Origin of the sequence: Bacillus sp. RC240, assembly GCF_044907945.1 — a bacterium.
Lineage (GTDB): Bacteria > Bacillota > Bacilli > Bacillales > Bacillaceae_G > Bacillus_A > Bacillus_A mycoides.
The window spans coordinates 1-16515 of record NZ_JBIYCT010000018.1; the positions used below are offsets into that span (position 1 = coordinate 1).

Consider the following 16515-nt stretch of genomic DNA (forward strand, 5'->3'; position numbering starts at 1 on the left):
TCAAAACAAACAGCAAGGTTCTAAACAAGAGGACTCTTCTCAAGACAAACAGCAAAGTTCTAAACAAGAGGATTCTTCTCAAGACAAACAGCAAAACTCTAAACAAGAGGATAATTCTCAAAACAAACAACAAAGTTCTAAGCAAGAGGATTCTTCTCAAAACAAACAGCAAGGTTCTAAACAAGAGGACTCTTCTCAAGACAAACAGCAAAGTTCTAAACAAGAGGATTCTTCTCAAGACAAACAGCAAAGTTCTAAACAAGGTGATTCTTCTCAAAACAAACAGCAAAATTCTAAGCAAGATGATACTTCTCAAAACAAGCAGCAAAATTCTAAGCAAGATGATTCTTCTCAAAACAAACAGCAAAATTCTAAGCAAGATGATAATTCTCAAAACAAACAGCAAAGCTCAGGAAGTAACAGCATTTATGACTTTAGCAAACCAGAAAGTGACCATATTCATTCTCTACAAGATTTAATAAAGAAGCTGAAACAGTCTAGTGACTTTGTTAATTACCATACATCTGACGATGACACGATGCCTTATTGGATTTCTTACTATCGTCCTTCACTTGATGGTGAGAAATTGCAAAAGTATTTAATGCCTACTCTTTTGGAACGTCCTTGCGCTCCATTAGAAGAATTAAAAGAACATATTCCAATGAGTGGTATAACGATTACGAACGACTTACAAAAAATTGAGGACATGGTTTTAAAGGGACATGCAATTATTCAATTAAATCAGCAAGATCAAAAATGTATGCTTGCAAACATTGCAATTGATAATTATCGTGCACCAACTCCTCCATTAAATGAATCCACCGTTATCGGGCCACAAGAAGGATTCGTAGAAGATATTGATACGAATATTAATTTAGTACGAAAACGTCTTCCTGTTTTAGATTTACACACAAAAGAGATGATTATTGGAGAGTTTTCAAAAACAAAGGTTGTCATGATGTATTTAGACAACCTTGCCGAAAAAGATAATGTAGACTTTCTAGAAGAATCACTTCGAGCTCTTGAATATGATCAAATTAACGATAGTGCTTATATACAGGAATTAATGGGTGAAAAGTCAATTTTTCCTCTCTATATAAATACAGAACGCACTGATAGAGTCACAAAAGCACTTATTGATGGAAAAATCGCTATTTTTGTTGATGGTTCTCCAAGTGTCCTATTAACGCCTGTATCATATTTCGATTTTTTCATTTCACCAGAAGACTATAACGTTTCTTGGCTGTACGCTACATTCTCAAGAATTTTAAGATTGATCGCTGTTCTATTCTCAATTTGTGCAACTCCATTATACGTTGCAGTTTTGAATTATCATTATGAATTGGTTCCGAGTGACTTACTTGAAACATTGATTTTATCAAGGGCTCAAGTACCATTTCCCCCTTTAATAGAAGCACTTTTCTTGGAACTTGCGATTGATTTATTAAGAGAAGCTGGCGCGCGATTACCAATGAAAGTTGGACAAACACTAGGTATTGTAGGCGGTATTGTAATTGGGCAAGCATCTGTACAAGCTGGTTTAACGAGTAATATTTTATTAATTATCGTTGCTTTATCAGCGTTAGCTTCCTTTATTACGCCCATTTATAAAATGGGTAACGCTGTTCGTTTACTACGTTTCCCATTTCTCGCATTTGCAGAAATAGGTGGGCTCTTCGGTATATCTCTTGGATTTATCTTTTTATTTACCCATTTGTTTAGACTTACTTCTTTACGTAAGCCGTACGCTCTCTTTTATCCAACGAGACAACAATCCTTTAAAGATTCTTGGATTCGTTTTCCATTAACAATGATTGATACTCGAGATGTTCAAGCAAGACCGCAACACGTAAAGAAAGCAACTAATGGAATTTCTACAAAACATACGTCAGATTTTGATGATTAAGAAATGAGGTGCATCGATGAGTAAAATTAAAGCAGAACACCAAATATCACCCGTCTTCGTTTTCTTTTTAATTCACGGTGCACAATTTGGTGCTGGTGTTCTCGGATTCGCTCGAATCATTGCAAAGGCAGCTGGATACGACGGCTGGATGGGAGTTTTAATTACAGGAATCGGTATCCATATTCTTATATGGATGATGTATTTCTTATTAAAAGAAACAAACGGAAATTTAATTGATTTACATCGGCAAACATTTGGGAAATGGCTAGGAAACGGCATTAGTATCATCTTTATGGCTTATTTTTTTATTGTAAGTATTTCTGTAGTTAGAACATATGTCGAAATTATTCAAGTATGGATGTTTCCTAGTGCATCCACCTGGATGCTCACATTCTTTTTATGCTTAATAAGTTATTACATTATTTCATCAGGCTTCCGCGTCATTACAGGCATTTGTGTCATTTCTGTTGGCGGGACCTTAGGATATCTTTTTCTAAGTCTTTTTATTTTGAAATTCGCACATTGGGATAATTTACTTCCGATGTTTTCACATTCTTTTACCGATATTTTGAAAGCGGCCAAACTATCTATTTATAGTATGACAGGGTTTGAAATTTTTCTTATGGTTTATCCGTTTGTTAAAGAGCCAGAGAAGTCCCATAAATTCGCACAATATGGGGCATTATTCTCTAACTGCTTATATTTGTTTAGTACTATTCTCGCTTTTACTTTCTTTAGTGAAAAACAACTACTCAAAACAATTTGGTCTCAACTTTCAATGACACAAGTTATTAAGCTTCCTTTTATAGAGCGACTTGAGTATATTGCTATTTCCGCTTATGCTCTCGTTATTGTTACGAGCTTTATTCTACCTTTATGGGCTGCTACTAGAGGAACTCATGAAATCTTTCGTGTTAAGCAACGTAGTATTTTAATCGCCTTTATGCTTATCACCTTAGTTGTTTCACAACTTTTAACGAACAGGCATGATATTAATGATTTTATTAGCAATACATCTAAAGTTAGTTTTTGGCTTATATATGTATACATCCCAATTCTATTTATTATTGTGTGGGTGAAAAGAAAATGGAAAAAACCAAAAGAAAATTAATACTTCTTATTTGCATCAGTATCTTCAGTCTAACTGGTTGCTTACAAAAAAATATTATTGATGATGTTCAACTCATTCAAGGAACTGTCTTCGATACAGCAAAAGATAATAAAGTAAAAGTTACATTTGTTTGTCCTATACAAAAAAAGGGCAATAAAGTTCAAGTTTATGAGGGAACAGGAAACGCAGTAAAACAAGTAAAGGCAGATACATCTTTAGAATCTTCGCAACCGTTCGCAAGCGGTCAAATGCGTGTTGCCTTATTCACAACAAAGGTTGCTAAAAAAGGATTATCCACCTCCTTTGACACATTAATTCGTGATGTGAATATTGGTAATTCACTGTATGTGGGACTATTAGAAGGAAGTGGTACTGAACTATTTAAAGGAAAATACAGTACATCTTATAATGTTGCAATTTATATAAAAAAAATGTTAGAACATAATATGGAAACCGGCCCTTTACCAACTGACAATTTATATTTAGGTGCTTTTCGGTACTACCGTGAAGGACAAGATTCTTATATGCCTATCCTGAAAAAACATGGAGATAAAATAAAAATTACTGGTATCGGTCTCTTAAAAAAGGATAAGTTAGTTGGAACAATCAAGTACCAAGATATGTTTGTTTTCAAAGGACTACTAGAAAAGCACCGCTTAGACTCACATGAATTTAAAACCAATCCTGGCTATGCAATGATTAATAATATCCGTTCCGTCCCTACCTACGAAGTAAACATAAAAAACGGAAAACCTTCTTTCTATATTCATGTGAAAATGGAAGCTCGTATTCAGGAGCTCTCTAGAAAATTTAATTTAGAAAACAAAAAAAATACAACAAAAATAGCTAAGTCAGTCGAAAAGCAATTAGACGTGAAAGCTACAAAACTTATTAAACAATTTAAATCTCTAAATGTTGATCCTCTTGGACTGGGGGCAAAATATAGACAACATTATCGCTCATTCAAATTAGAAGAGTGGCGAAGAATGTATAAAGATGTTCCAATTAAAGTGAAATACACTGTCAACATTACAAATTCTGGTGTAATTGAATGATAATGATTGAACTCCTCTCTCCGGCATGATACAACGGAGAGAGGAGTTTTTTATTACCAAATATAGATAGAAAAGATATTCACGGGGGAGCTTATGTCTAAAAAATTAGTAAAGCCTATTTTGAACGGTATTTTATTTCTCGGCGTCTTTTTATTTGCTCATACATACTTAAAAAATGTTTCTTTCACACGTTATTTACTTGTAGTTATACCAATGCTACTCATCGGAATGTTTGGCATCGATCTTATTTTATCCGTTTTAATTAAGAAAGAAGAATAACGAGCGAACATCTTATTTCTCATAAGATGTTCTTTTTATTTAATAACTACCTTATGTTACAATAAAGTGAAACTTTAATCAGTGGGGATTTTGTCCATTACCCACTGATTATTAGCCTTCACCAATCGGGCTTTTACGGGCAGTTATCTCCCACCTCACTTCCTCGCATTTGCGACTTTTGAGGTGGGAGTCTTACTGCCCGTTAATGCGGGATAAAATTCGGCATAACGTAAGAAAGGATGAAACAACATGACAAACGAAAAAGGTTTAGATAAAGGATACGAACTTGTTGCAAAAATGCATGAAGAATTCGGACATCCTGTGACAAATACTCCAACAAAACTAACAGAAGAGCGTGCAAAAATTCGTGCTAGCTTTATGCAAGAAGAGCTAGAAGAATTTCTAGAAGCAACGACTGTTGAAGATCAATATGATGCACTGATTGACCTTATTTACTTTGCATTCGGAACGTTTGCAGAAATGGGCGTACGTCCAGATAAAGGATTTGAAATTGTAAACAATGCTAACATGGCAAAACTATTCCCTGATGGAAAGCCTCGATTCCGCGAGGGCGATGGCAAAATTATGAAGCCAGAAGGATGGCAAGCACCGGAACCACAACTTCGTGCGGAAATCGAACGTCAGCGCCAAGAAGCTGAAAAAAACTGCTAGGATCTCCTAGCAGTTTTTTATTATGTCTTTTTTCCTTTGGTCTATTAATGACCCACGTGTCCCGCGTGTCCAGCTGCTCCTGCAGTACCAGCTGCTGCTCCTGCTGCCGTCCCTGCTCCAATTCCACCTCCCCAAGGCTGTTGTTGCTGCTGATATTGTTGGTATTGTTGTTGACCCTGATGCTGTTGTTGACCTTGATGATGCTGTTGACCTTGATGATGCTGTTGGCCTTGATGATGCTGTTGGCCTTGGTGATGGTGTTGACCTTGGTGATGATGTTGACCTTGGTGATGGTGTTGACCTTGGTGATGATGTTGACCTTGGTGATGATGTTGGCCTTGGTGATGGTGTTGACCTTGATGAGTTTGATAAAGGACAGCCTGCGGGTGAATTTGATGATGACCTTGGTGATGTACTTGTTGCTGATGGTGGCCGTGGTGTTGATGATGACCATGATGACCGTGGTGTTGATGCTGGCCTTGGTGACTATGATGACCATGGTGTTGATGTTGGCCTTGGTGACCATGATGATGAGTTTGATAAAGAACAGCCTGCGGATGAATTTGATGATGACCATGATGATGTACTTGTTGTTGATGATGGCCATGATGCTGATGATGGCCGTGGTGTTGATGATGACCGTGATGGCCGTGGTGTTGATGATGACCGTGATGGCCGTGATGCTCATGATGTACATGCTGACCGTGATGACCGTGATGCTCATGATGCACATGATGACCGTGAACACCTTGAGGGAAGCCGCCGATTCCACCAGCTACAACACCAACGCCAGGTACAGGAAACCCTGTTTGTACGCCTCCAACGAAAGATGGGAATGTAGTTGGCATACCTACAGGCACTCCTCCTTGTGTACCTCCTACTAGTGCCGGAAATCCTGTTTGCACTCCAGCTACTGATGTTGGGAATCCTGTTTGTACACCCGCCACTGACGTCGGAAATCCTCCAGCTGCTCCTCCCATCCAACTTGGAATTCCGCCATATCCGTGTTGACCATCTCCTCCCATGAACATCATTTGTCCATAACTATCCGATCCACCTCCGAAGAAGCCATGTGGTGCATTATTGTCCATCCCTTTCATTCCTTTCACCTCTTCTGTTCAATTTAACCTACCTTTTTCATCATATTTCCTATAGAAGAATAGGTGTTTGTCTATATGGGAATTCCGCGCCTTTTTCTTCGTTCTTCATTCATGATAAACTAAATTAACTGATTATTTTTCAAAGGAGGCGTTTTCGTTGGAGAACGTAGCAAAAGCTTCCATCGACGATTTAGATTCAATCTTACAAATAAATGTTGATGTGATCGGAGACGATAGTAGACGAGATTATATTAAACACGCTATTGATGAAGGAACCTGCATCATTGCAAAAGAGGACAATTCCATTTCTGGTTTTCTAACATACGATACAAATTTCTTTGGTTATACTTTCCTCTCATTAATCATTGTTTCGCCAACGAAAAGAAGACAAGGTCATGCAAGCTCATTAATCTCATATATGTTAACTCATTCTCCTACTCAAAAAATATTTTCTTCAACGAATGAATCGAATGAGAGTATGCAAACCGTTTTTAATGCGAATGGATTTGTACGTAGTGGAATAGTTGAAAATTTAGATGAAGGTGATCCAGAGATTATTTTCTACACAAAAAAGCTCAGAGCATAAACGCTCTGAGCTTTTCTTTCAATCATTAGTTTGCAACAACGTTAACAAGTTTTCCAGGAACAACAATTACTTTACGAACTGTTTTCCCTTCAATTTGTTCTTTGATTGCCTCAAGTGCAAGTTGTTCCATTTCTTCTTTTGATGCGTCTTTACTCATTGTTAGTTTTGTGCGAACTTTGCCCATAATTTGAACAACGATTTCAACTTCATCTTCTACAAGTTTAGACTCATCAAATGTTGGCCAGCTTGCATATGTGATTGTTTCACTGTATCCAAGTTTGCTCCATAGTTCTTCCCCGATGTGAGGTGCAACTGGTGCAATCATTTTTACGAAACCTTCTACATATTCTTTCGGAAGTGTTTCAGCTTTGTATGCATCGTTGATGAATACCATCATTTGAGAAATCGCTGTGTTGAAGCGAAGCTCTGCATAGTCTTCTGTTACTTTCTTCACTGTTTGGTGGTAAGCTTTTTCAAGATCTTTGTTTGGTGCATCAGTAATTTTCTCACTTAATTCACCGTTCTCTTGAATGAATAGGCGCCATACGCGGTCTAGGAAGCGACGAGCTCCGTCAAGACCATTTTCAGACCAAGCAATTGAAGCATCTAATGGTCCCATGAACATTTCGTATAGACGAAGTGTATCTGCACCATGGCTTGCTACGATATCATCCGGGTTTACAACGTTACCTTTTGATTTACTCATTTTCTCGTTGTTTTCACCTAAGATCATACCTTGGTTGAATAATTGTTGGAACGGTTCTTTCGTTGGAACTACACCGATATCATATAATACTTTATGCCAGAAACGAGCATATAGTAAGTGAAGTACAGCGTGCTCTGCTCCACCGATATAAATATCAACTGGAAGCCATTGTTTTACTTTTTCAGGGTCTACAAGTGCTTCGCTGTTGTTTGGATCGATGTAGCGTAGGTAGTACCAGCAGCTACCAGCCCATTGCGGCATTGTATTCGTTTCACGACGACCTTTTTTACCAGTTTCAGGATCAACAACATTTACCCACTCTTCAATGTTTGCAAGTGGTGATTCACCTGTACCTGAAGGACGAATATTCTCTGTTTTCGGAAGAACTAATGGTAATTCTTCTTCTTTCACAGCTGTCATTGTACCATCTTCCCAATGGATTACTGGAATTGGCTCACCCCAGTAACGTTGGCGACTAAATAACCAGTCACGTAGACGGTACGTTACTTTTTGATTTCCTGCGCTTGTTACTTCAAGCCACTCAATCATTTTTACAATTGCTTCTTCTTTATTTAAACCATCAAGGAATGCTGAGTTTACGTGCGCACCATCACCTGTATATGCTTCTTTCGAAATGTCTCCGCCTTTTACAACTTCCTTCATTGGAAGATTGAACGTTGATGCGAATTCATAGTCACGCTCATCGTGAGCTGGAACTGCCATTACAGCACCTGTTCCGTAAGTTGCAAGAACATAATCAGCGATCCAGATTGGTAATTTCTCACCGTTTACTGGGTTAACTGCGTAAGCACCAGTGAATACACCAGTTTTTTCTTTCGCAAGTTCTGTACGCTCTAGGTCACTCTTCATTTTTACAGAATTAATGTAAGCTTCTACAGCTTCTTTTTGTTCTGGTGTTGTAATTTCTGCAACAAGCGCATGTTCCGGAGCAAGTACACAGTATGTTGCACCAAATAGTGTATCAGGACGCGTTGTGAAAACTGTGAACTTCTCATCTGTACCGTCGATGTTGAAGTGTACTTCTGCACCTTCAGAACGACCGATCCAGTTACGTTGCATGTCTTTTAAGCTTTCTGGCCAATTAAGCTCATCTAGATCTTCTAATAGACGATCTCCGTAAGCTGTAATTTTTAACATCCACTGTCTCATCGGACGACGCTCAACTGGATGTCCACCGCGCTCACTCTTACCGTCAATGATTTCTTCGTTTGCAAGTACTGTACCAAGTGCTGGGCACCAGTTTACAGGTACTTCATCAACGTAAGCTAAACCTTTTTCAAATAGTTTTAGGAAGATCCATTGTGTCCACTTGTAGTAGGTTGGATCTGTTGTATTTACTTCACGATCCCAATCGTAAGAGAAGCCTAATGCTTTAATTTGATTACGGAACGTATTAATATTAAGCTCTGTAAATTCAGCCGGGCTATTCCCAGTATCAAGTGCATATTGCTCTGCTGGAAGACCGAATGCATCCCATCCCATTGGATGAAGAACGTTATATCCTTGCATACGCTTCATACGAGATAAAATATCTGTCGCTGTATAACCTTCTGGATGACCTACGTGTAAGCCTGCACCTGATGGATATGGGAACATATCTAGTGCATAAAATTTTGGTTTTTCTGTTTCATCTGGCGTACGGAATGTTTTATTCTCTTCCCAATGCCCTTGCCACTTCTTCTCAATTTCTTGATGATTAAAGCTCATGAGATACCCTCCTTGAAATTCTATTTATTTTCACCGCCCAAAATACAAAAAACCTCTCATCCCTAGAAAGGGACGAGAGGTTATAGATTCCCGCGGTACCACCCTAAATTAATGTAATAAATACATTCGCTTAGATCCGTAACGTGGATTAACGGCAATTGCTACTAATGATTTCACAACTGCAACTCAAAGGCGAGTTCATAACGAAACGTGGATTGACTTGCACCGACCGTCAACTCTCTAAACCAGCTTCTATTACTACTACTCCTTCTCACTGTTATTACAAATATGAGTTAATGTGAACTACCCACCACTTAGTATCTCTTAAGAGCTTACTTGAAGCGAGGGCTTCTCGGTTAATCGTTACTCTTGCTAACTAACGAATTCGTCTTAGGACAGCCGAGCTAACTCCCTTGTTCCAAAGGATATTTTATTACTATTTATTTAAATATATTCTAAAACATGTTGCATGTTCCGTCAAACTAAACTGCAATTTTTTCTTCAACTGTTTCTTCTACTTTTACTCGTCTATCATAAATACTCGTTGCTATAAGCGCTACTACAAGCATTACCATGATCGCAATAAACAATACTTCCATATTGTATAAGTCAACAATCGCTCCGCCAACGACCGGTCCGAACATTTTCCCTACAGTCGCTGCGCTATTTACAACACCTTGATAAAATCCTAGCTTATCTTTCGGTGCAAGTATATTTGCGATGGTCGGAACTGCCGGCCATACGAATAATTCACCAATTGTTAATGTCACCATCGCAACGAGAAACATCGTAAATTGCTGCGCTTGACTTAACACAATAAATGACGCCGCAAAAATGACGATTCCAATCATAATTTGTTGTTTTAAAGAACGCTTCATCCAGCGAATTAACATACTAACAAGTGGCTGCGCACAAACAATCATCGCCCCGTTTATCGTCCATAATAAACTATAATGGCGGAGGCTAATATCTAATTCTCGCATATGAGTCGCAATTGCCCCTTGCCACTGTACGTATGTAACCCAGCATAAAGCATATGCTACACATACGATTAGAAGCGCTTTGAAGCCAGGTGTAAGTGACCAACCTTTTTTCGTTTCGGCTTCTTTTTGTACCTCTTGCTCTTTTTTTGCTTCCATACCACGAAATCCAATAAACGCAATTAAGAAGAAAATAAAATATAAAATAAAGTTCGCTAAGAAAATATAATCAAAACGATAAGACGCAACTAATCCACCGCACGCTGTTCCAATCGCAATCCCAACGTTTTGTCCAACATACATTGCATTGAACGCTCGTCTCCCTCCTTCTGGCCAAACCGTACCGACCATCGCATACATCGATGGAAACACCATTCCAGAACCGAATCCGATTAATGCTAGCCACACAACATATAATGGCCAACCATGGAAAAATACAAGACCTAAAATCGATACAAGTGTAATGACAATCCCTACTAAAATTGATTTATAACCGCCCCATTTATCAAATAAAACACCGCCGAGCAAGTTTCCGATTACACCAGTAAGCGAGTTGATCATTAATACCATTCCGGCTACTGATAAAGATTTCCCTAAACTATCATGTAAGTAAATTGTATTAAAAGGCCATAAAAAAGAAGCACCCGTGACATTAATAATCATCCCAGCTACTAATAGCCATACTTTCCTTGGCATAGTCTCCCCTCCTATTCTCTTTTTTTCGTTCATATATATAACAGTAAAATTGTAGTCGTTTTTAAATAGGAAGGCAACTGATTAATAGTTGATGAAATTCAGATAATAGCACAAAGACGATTAGAATGTATTCTAATCGTCTTTGTAAAATATTAATCTATAAATAATGGAATCGTTCCCTCGCGAAAGGTTATCCAACTTCCTTTTTACGTTTTGCACTTTCTTTAGCACTCCATTTAAATATTTTGTCTAGTAGAGAGTATATTCTCCCAGACTCCTTCGTTAATAATGGCCCTAGCGACGCCAATATTAAAACATATAAAGCTGAGAATGGTTTAATCGTTGCCATTAAGCCACCCGCTATTCCGAGATTCGCGACAATAATGGAGAATTCCCCACGTGATATAAGTGTTAAACCGATATTCGTAGAAGCCTTATGCGATAACCCGGCTTTACGCCCTGCAATCATTCCAGCTGTAAAATTACCGATGAGAGTAATGAAAACTGCTCCTAATGCCAACCATACTGCTCCTCCAAGCGAAAACGGATCTATACTTAAACCGAAGCTGAAGAAAAATATAGCTCCAAAGAAATCACGAAACGGGACGACGAGATGCTCGATCCGGTCACTATGCTCTGTTTCTGAAAAGACGAGTCCTAACAATAAAGCCCCAATCGCTTCCGCAACATGAATTGTTTCTGAAAATCCTGCTACAAAGAATAAAATAGCGAATATTACGATAATAAAAATTTCGTTTGACGAAATATCTAATACTTTATTTAGGAACGGCGTAGCTTTTCTAGCGATTACAAAGAATAGGAGCATATACCCTACTGCGATTAACACCGATGTAAGAGCACCTACAAATGATGTTGCACCTCCGAGTACTAATCCTGAAACAACTGATAAATATACAGCTAAAAAGATATCATCAAACATAATGATTCCTAAAATTAGCTCTGTCTCTTTATTACCAGATCTTCTTAAATCAACAATTACTTTCGCTACAATTGCACTCGATGAGATTGTAATAATTCCAGCAATAATTAATGTTTCTAGTAAGGGGAATCCCATAACATATCCATAAAGTAAACCTAATATGAAATTAAGCGATATATGAACACTACCCCCAAAAGCAATCGACTTTCCTGATTTAATTAATTTTTTTATTGAGAATTCTAAGCCTAAATAGAATAGGAGGAATATGACGCCTACACGGCCGAGGAAGGAAATAACTTCTCCGCTTTCAATAAACCTTAAATCGATAAGTCCTAAATCTGGGGCATGAGGACCCACTAACATACCGAGTATAATGAGAAACGGAATAATCGAGAACTTTAACTTTGCAGCGAGGATTGCTGCAAAAGCTACTAATACTAACGCAGTTCCAACTTCAAAGACTAAAGTATCCATCGATTATGAGTCACCTCCCGCTGAAAGCAACTCATTAATAATTCTCTTCACTTCATGTCTTTCGCCCGATAATACGAGCATATCGCCAGCTTCAATGATAGAATCTGGACCTGGATTGAAAAATTTCTTCATATTCTTTTTCAAAATAGCAATGATTGTTACGTTATATGTTTTTCTAACACTTAAACTACCAATTGTTTTCTGAACCACTGGTGCGTTATTTTCTATTTTAAACCACTCAATTGATAATCCTTCAAAAGCCATCTCAATCGTGTCTAACGCTTGTGGCCTATAGACCATCCCGCCTAATATAGCCGCAATTTGCCTCGCTTCAGAATCGCGAAGAGAAATGCTTGAAATACTCTCATCATGATCGGCATCAAAATGATACATTTCCCTTCTTCCATCATCGTGAATAACAATAACCATTTTTTCATTACCTTTTGTTATCACTTCAAATTTACATCCAATGCCTGGTAGTTCACTCTCTCTAATGTTCATATTCCCGCCTCCTAATTTTTTTAGTTACGGCTCTTTCCTTTTACAAATCTACATCAATCTCTGTTTTAAACTTTTCATCTTTTGATATCCCTAAATACTTGAGCGTTTCTGATGGGGTCGCGTGATGAAAATGTTTTTGTAATAGCGCAATCGCTATTCCTCTTTTGTACGCGTGAAACCCAAATGTTTTTCTCATTGAGTTCGTTCCAATCTTTCCAAGAATTCCAACTGCTTCCGCAGCGTTATGAATCACACGATAAGCTTGTTGACGCGTAATTGAATTTTTCGTTTTATTAGATTGAAATACGTAGTTTTCCCTTTTAACATCAATAGATTGTACGTACGCTAAAAGCGCTTCTTTTACTTTTGTATTTAAATAAATATCTTGTTTAAACTTTTCATCTTTCACAGGAAGAGAATAAAACTCTTTAACAGTTCCATCTTCATTTAATACATCTTCAAATTTAATACTCAGTAGTTCAGTAATTTTTAAACCTGTGTTAATTCCAATAACAAATAAAAGATAATCTCGCTGTGAATGCTCTTTTAAATATTTTTTCATAGCCTCAATTTGGCTTATATTTTTTAATGCCTCTACAACTTCCATACATGTATTCTCCTCATCTTATGAACGGTAATTTTCTCATCATGTTGTCCATTTTACCTTATCATGCTATGGGAATTCCATGTATTATCCATTTCCTTTTAAATTTTTTACGCTATACAATTGGAGCGATATACTTTAATGCACCTAAAAATTCTGGATATTTATGATTTGGAAACTTACTATTGTAAAAATACGTTGCGGTTAGAAAAATAACGAGGGATAAAAATGAAAATAGTAAAACTTCTTTGGACCTTAGCGCTATACCTATAACTTCAAATAAAGATCCATCTTCTTTCTGCAATTTAGATTCCTCCTTTCAGTTCCTGCTACTTTATACATTCAGTTTATGTTACTTAATTACATTCTATAATACAATTAAGTAACATATCAACGTTTTTTATTATTTTTTCTGAAAATAATAAAAATACCGAGCACCCTCTGCTCGGTATTTTTCGTTATTAATCTTCTTTCGGAAGAACAATTCCTTTATACAATTGAACTGTAATGAAGTAGTAAATTGCATAAATGACTACGAAAATTACAATCGGTACCCAAATACGGAAATACGGATCCACTAAAATGAAACCGAAAATATTCATACCAACTAATACGTGGGCAATACCTACAATTGCTGGGAATAAGAATACTAAGAACAACTCTTTATAAATTGATTTCGTTAATAATTCATGGCGCACTCCGATTTTACGAAGCATTTGATAACGTGTAATATCTTTTGATGCACCAGAAAGAATTTTAAACATTAAACAACTTGCCATCATTGCTAAGAATGCAATTCCAAGGAAGAAGCCCATAAACACTGTTCCACTCGCAACACCGTAGAACATATCGTAAGCTTGATATTTACTGTTCATTCTTTCAGCTGTTACATTTTTATATTTATCTAGTTGCAACTCGTCAAGTTTTTTCCATTCTTTTGTATATGTTAAGAAATCATCTGTTTTTCCGATAAATGCTATACCTTCTTTACCATTTATCCCATCGTACATTTTTTGATCTACAATTTTAATTGCATGATCTTCGTATATATAATATGGCTGGATTGTACTAAAAGCATCAACCCATTCTCCTGGAAGTTCTTTAGCGTTCGCATCTTTTTCATTCATTTCTCTAGAAACTGCACCTACTGGTAGTTCCTCTGAAACTTTTTTCGTATTTACTAAATCCTTCATCGATTCCATATTTGCCATATCTTTTACTAAAGGACGATTGTTCTCTAAATCTTCTTTTACATAGTAAACGTATTTATCGTCAACTTTGTAACGATATTCATTTTTCTCTTTAAATGGAATACCATCTAAAATTTTCTTTTCTTCAGCTGTAGGATTATGAACAACTGAATCATATATTACTAAACCATCGACCATTTTTATAACGTTATTTTTAAACGCCATACCACCTGAAATCGCACCAGCTCCAAGAGCAACTAACATCGCTACTGTCGCAAGCACTTTCGTTAAACTATTAATACGGAAGTTTAATTGTGCAAATGTAAAAGCGTTAAGTCCTTTTTCACTACGTTTTTTATTACTTTTTAACTTTTTAATAATAACTGGAAGAAGCGATCCAAACAGCATGTAAGTACCAGCTGTTGTTGTAATTAATGCAATAAGGATTCCCATCTCTCTTAGTTTGTCCATATAAATCATTGATGCATAGCCAATGCCTAATAAAATAACCGCTAGGAATGCAACTAAACCTGTCATTTTTCCTTTTACTGCAACACGTTCTGTTTGTGCATCTGCATGTACAAGTTGCAGTACAGAAATACGCGATAACTTAATACTGTTCATAATTGCTGATAATACAAATAGTGCAAAGAAGAAGATGCAAGTAACAGTCATAGATGGCAGATAAAATGCTTTATAGCCTTCACCCGCAAATTCGAGTTGTTTCATTAATAACTGACCGATACCTTCTGCAAGTCCTACACCAACTGTAAGTCCAATCGCAAGAGACGCAGCACCTAATACGATTGTTTCAATAAACATAAGTAATGTAACTTTATGCTTTTTTGCTCCTAACATCATATACATACCAAACTCTTTTTGACGAAGAGATAATAAGAAAGAGTTCGCATATAAAATATAGAAGAAGGTTATTATTGCTAATAAAAATGAACCTGCTTGGAATACAAATCCGATAGACTTAATCACTGAATTAGATTCAATAAACGCTTTATTCAGCGCTAACGTTTGGAACATATAAAAAATTGAAATTGACATGACAAGACCGACAAGTAAGACGATGTAATCTTTTAGCTTACTTTTCAGCCCTGACATGGAAAGTTTAAATAACATGCCCATGCCTCCTTTCTTACGCTTTTTGTGTGCCTAAGTCTGCAAGCACATCTAAAATTTCTTTATAGAATTCTTCACGCGTACCACCGCGGTGAATTTCTTTATATAGCTCGCCATCTTGAATGAATAAAATACGCTGACAGTAACTTGCACTGTATGGATCATGCGTAACCATCATAATAGATACGCCTTGTTCTTCATTTAAGTTTGTCATCGCATCAAGTAAACTTGCTGCATTTTTCGAATCAAGAGCTCCTGTTGGCTCGTCTCCTAAAATAATTGCCGGCTCATGCACTAGTGCGCGTGCTGCTGCTGAACGTTGTTTCTGTCCACCGGATACTTCAGTTGGATACTTTTGAAGAATTTCTGTAATCCCTAACATATCCGCTACCTTCTCTACTTTCGGTCCAATATTACGTGATGAAACACCTTGAAGTGAAAGTGGAAGTGCAATGTTCTCATAAATAGATAAGTTCTCTAATAAGTTAAAGTCTTGGAAAATGAATCCTAACTTTTGCGAACGGAAATCAGAAAGCTCACCTTGCTTCATTTTCGTAATGTCCGTACCCGCAATTTCAACAACGCCACCCGTTGCTTTATCAAGCGTTGAAATTACATTTAATAATGTCGTTTTACCAGAACCAGATGGTCCCATAATACCAACAAATTCACCCTCTTGAATTGAGAATGATACACCTTTTAACGCGTGTGATTGGTTCTCACCTTTTTTACCGTACACTTTTTGAACGTTTTTCACGTCTACAACTGGTTTCGTCATATATATCCTCCTACGCTTGTTTTTCCATTACCTATTTTGCGCCTTTTGGAGGTGAACTGCTATTTATTAACATTACAA

15 protein-coding genes and 1 other annotated feature are annotated in these 16515 nt (G+C 37.1%); of the genes, 6 read left to right on the top strand and 9 right to left on the bottom strand.

The annotated features are described in order from the left end of the window. The 5 genes from ABH955_RS27930 to ABH955_RS27950 all read left to right on the top strand — a co-directional run. Positions 1-1906: spore germination protein (locus ABH955_RS27930; protein ID WP_404491891.1), on the top strand; the 1906-nt coding region annotated here is incomplete at its 5' end. 16 nt (positions 1907-1922) lie between these two features. Continuing rightward, positions 1923-3017, top strand: a complete 1095-nt coding sequence (locus ABH955_RS27935) for a spore germination protein (RefSeq protein ID WP_002015704.1) — start codon at positions 1923-1925, stop codon at positions 3015-3017. Continuing rightward, positions 2993-4072 (top strand): Ger(x)C family spore germination protein, encoded by a 1080-nt coding sequence (locus ABH955_RS27940; RefSeq protein WP_404491893.1) that lies wholly within the window; start codon positions 2993-2995, stop codon positions 4070-4072. The genes ABH955_RS27935 and ABH955_RS27940 overlap by 25 nt, the downstream gene beginning before the upstream one ends. A 93-nt stretch (positions 4073-4165) precedes the next feature. Continuing rightward, positions 4166-4351, top strand: coding sequence for a hypothetical protein (locus ABH955_RS27945; protein ID WP_002129504.1), 186 nt, complete (start codon positions 4166-4168; stop codon positions 4349-4351). Between the two features lie 249 nt (positions 4352-4600). Then, a complete protein-coding gene (locus tag ABH955_RS27950) occupies positions 4601-5023 on the top strand; it encodes a pyrophosphohydrolase domain-containing protein (protein ID WP_000180548.1) in 423 nt (140 codons plus the stop codon). A gap of 44 nt (positions 5024-5067) precedes the next feature. On the opposite strand, the gene ABH955_RS27955 is transcribed toward ABH955_RS27950, so the two are convergent. Beyond that, positions 5068-6123, bottom strand: a complete 1056-nt coding sequence (locus ABH955_RS27955; protein ID WP_404491894.1) for a VrrB protein — start codon at positions 6121-6123, stop codon at positions 5068-5070. 157 nt (positions 6124-6280) lie between these two features. On the opposite strand from ABH955_RS27955, the gene ABH955_RS27960 reads away from it, so the two are divergent. Then, a complete protein-coding gene (locus tag ABH955_RS27960; protein WP_404443771.1) occupies positions 6281-6709 on the top strand; it encodes a GNAT family N-acetyltransferase in 429 nt (142 codons plus the stop codon). Between the two features lie 25 nt (positions 6710-6734). On the opposite strand, the gene leuS is transcribed toward ABH955_RS27960, so the two are convergent. From leuS to ABH955_RS28000, 8 genes are all read right to left on the bottom strand, one after another. After that, positions 6735-9143, bottom strand: a complete 2409-nt coding sequence (gene leuS / locus ABH955_RS27965; protein ID WP_219301207.1) for a leucine--tRNA ligase — start codon at positions 9141-9143, stop codon at positions 6735-6737. A 65-nt stretch (positions 9144-9208) separates the two neighbouring features. Next, positions 9209-9427: a binding site (T-box leader), on the bottom strand. Positions 9428-9625: 198 nt separating this feature from the next. Continuing rightward, entirely contained in the window at positions 9626-10819 is a 1194-nt protein-coding gene (locus ABH955_RS27970) for an MDR family MFS transporter (protein WP_002089089.1), read from the bottom strand. A 190-nt stretch (positions 10820-11009) separates the two neighbouring features. Further along, positions 11010-12233 carry a cation:proton antiporter gene (locus ABH955_RS27975; RefSeq protein WP_404491895.1) on the bottom strand — a complete coding sequence of 408 codons (1224 nt, stop codon included), beginning with the start codon at positions 12231-12233 and terminating at the stop codon, positions 11010-11012. 3 nt (positions 12234-12236) lie between these two features. Continuing rightward, on the bottom strand, positions 12237-12734 hold the full coding sequence (locus ABH955_RS27980) for a cation:proton antiporter regulatory subunit (RefSeq protein WP_002067641.1): 498 nt from the start codon (positions 12732-12734) through the stop codon (positions 12237-12239). Between the two features lie 40 nt (positions 12735-12774). After that, positions 12775-13341 carry a tyrosine-type recombinase/integrase gene (locus ABH955_RS27985; protein ID WP_404491896.1) on the bottom strand — a complete coding sequence of 189 codons (567 nt, stop codon included), beginning with the start codon at positions 13339-13341 and terminating at the stop codon, positions 12775-12777. A 112-nt stretch (positions 13342-13453) separates the two neighbouring features. Next, the gene (locus ABH955_RS27990; protein WP_002067637.1) at positions 13454-13642 is read right to left on the bottom strand and encodes a hypothetical protein; all 189 of its coding nucleotides are present in this window, start codon (positions 13640-13642) and stop codon (positions 13454-13456) included. A gap of 157 nt (positions 13643-13799) precedes the next feature. Next, positions 13800-15659, bottom strand: coding sequence for an FtsX-like permease family protein (locus ABH955_RS27995; protein WP_404491898.1), 1860 nt, complete (start codon positions 15657-15659; stop codon positions 13800-13802). A gap of 16 nt (positions 15660-15675) precedes the next feature. Beyond that, the gene (locus tag ABH955_RS28000; RefSeq protein WP_002129519.1) at positions 15676-16437 is read right to left on the bottom strand and encodes an ABC transporter ATP-binding protein; all 762 of its coding nucleotides are present in this window, start codon (positions 16435-16437) and stop codon (positions 15676-15678) included. Positions 16438-16515: the final 78 nt, after the last annotated feature.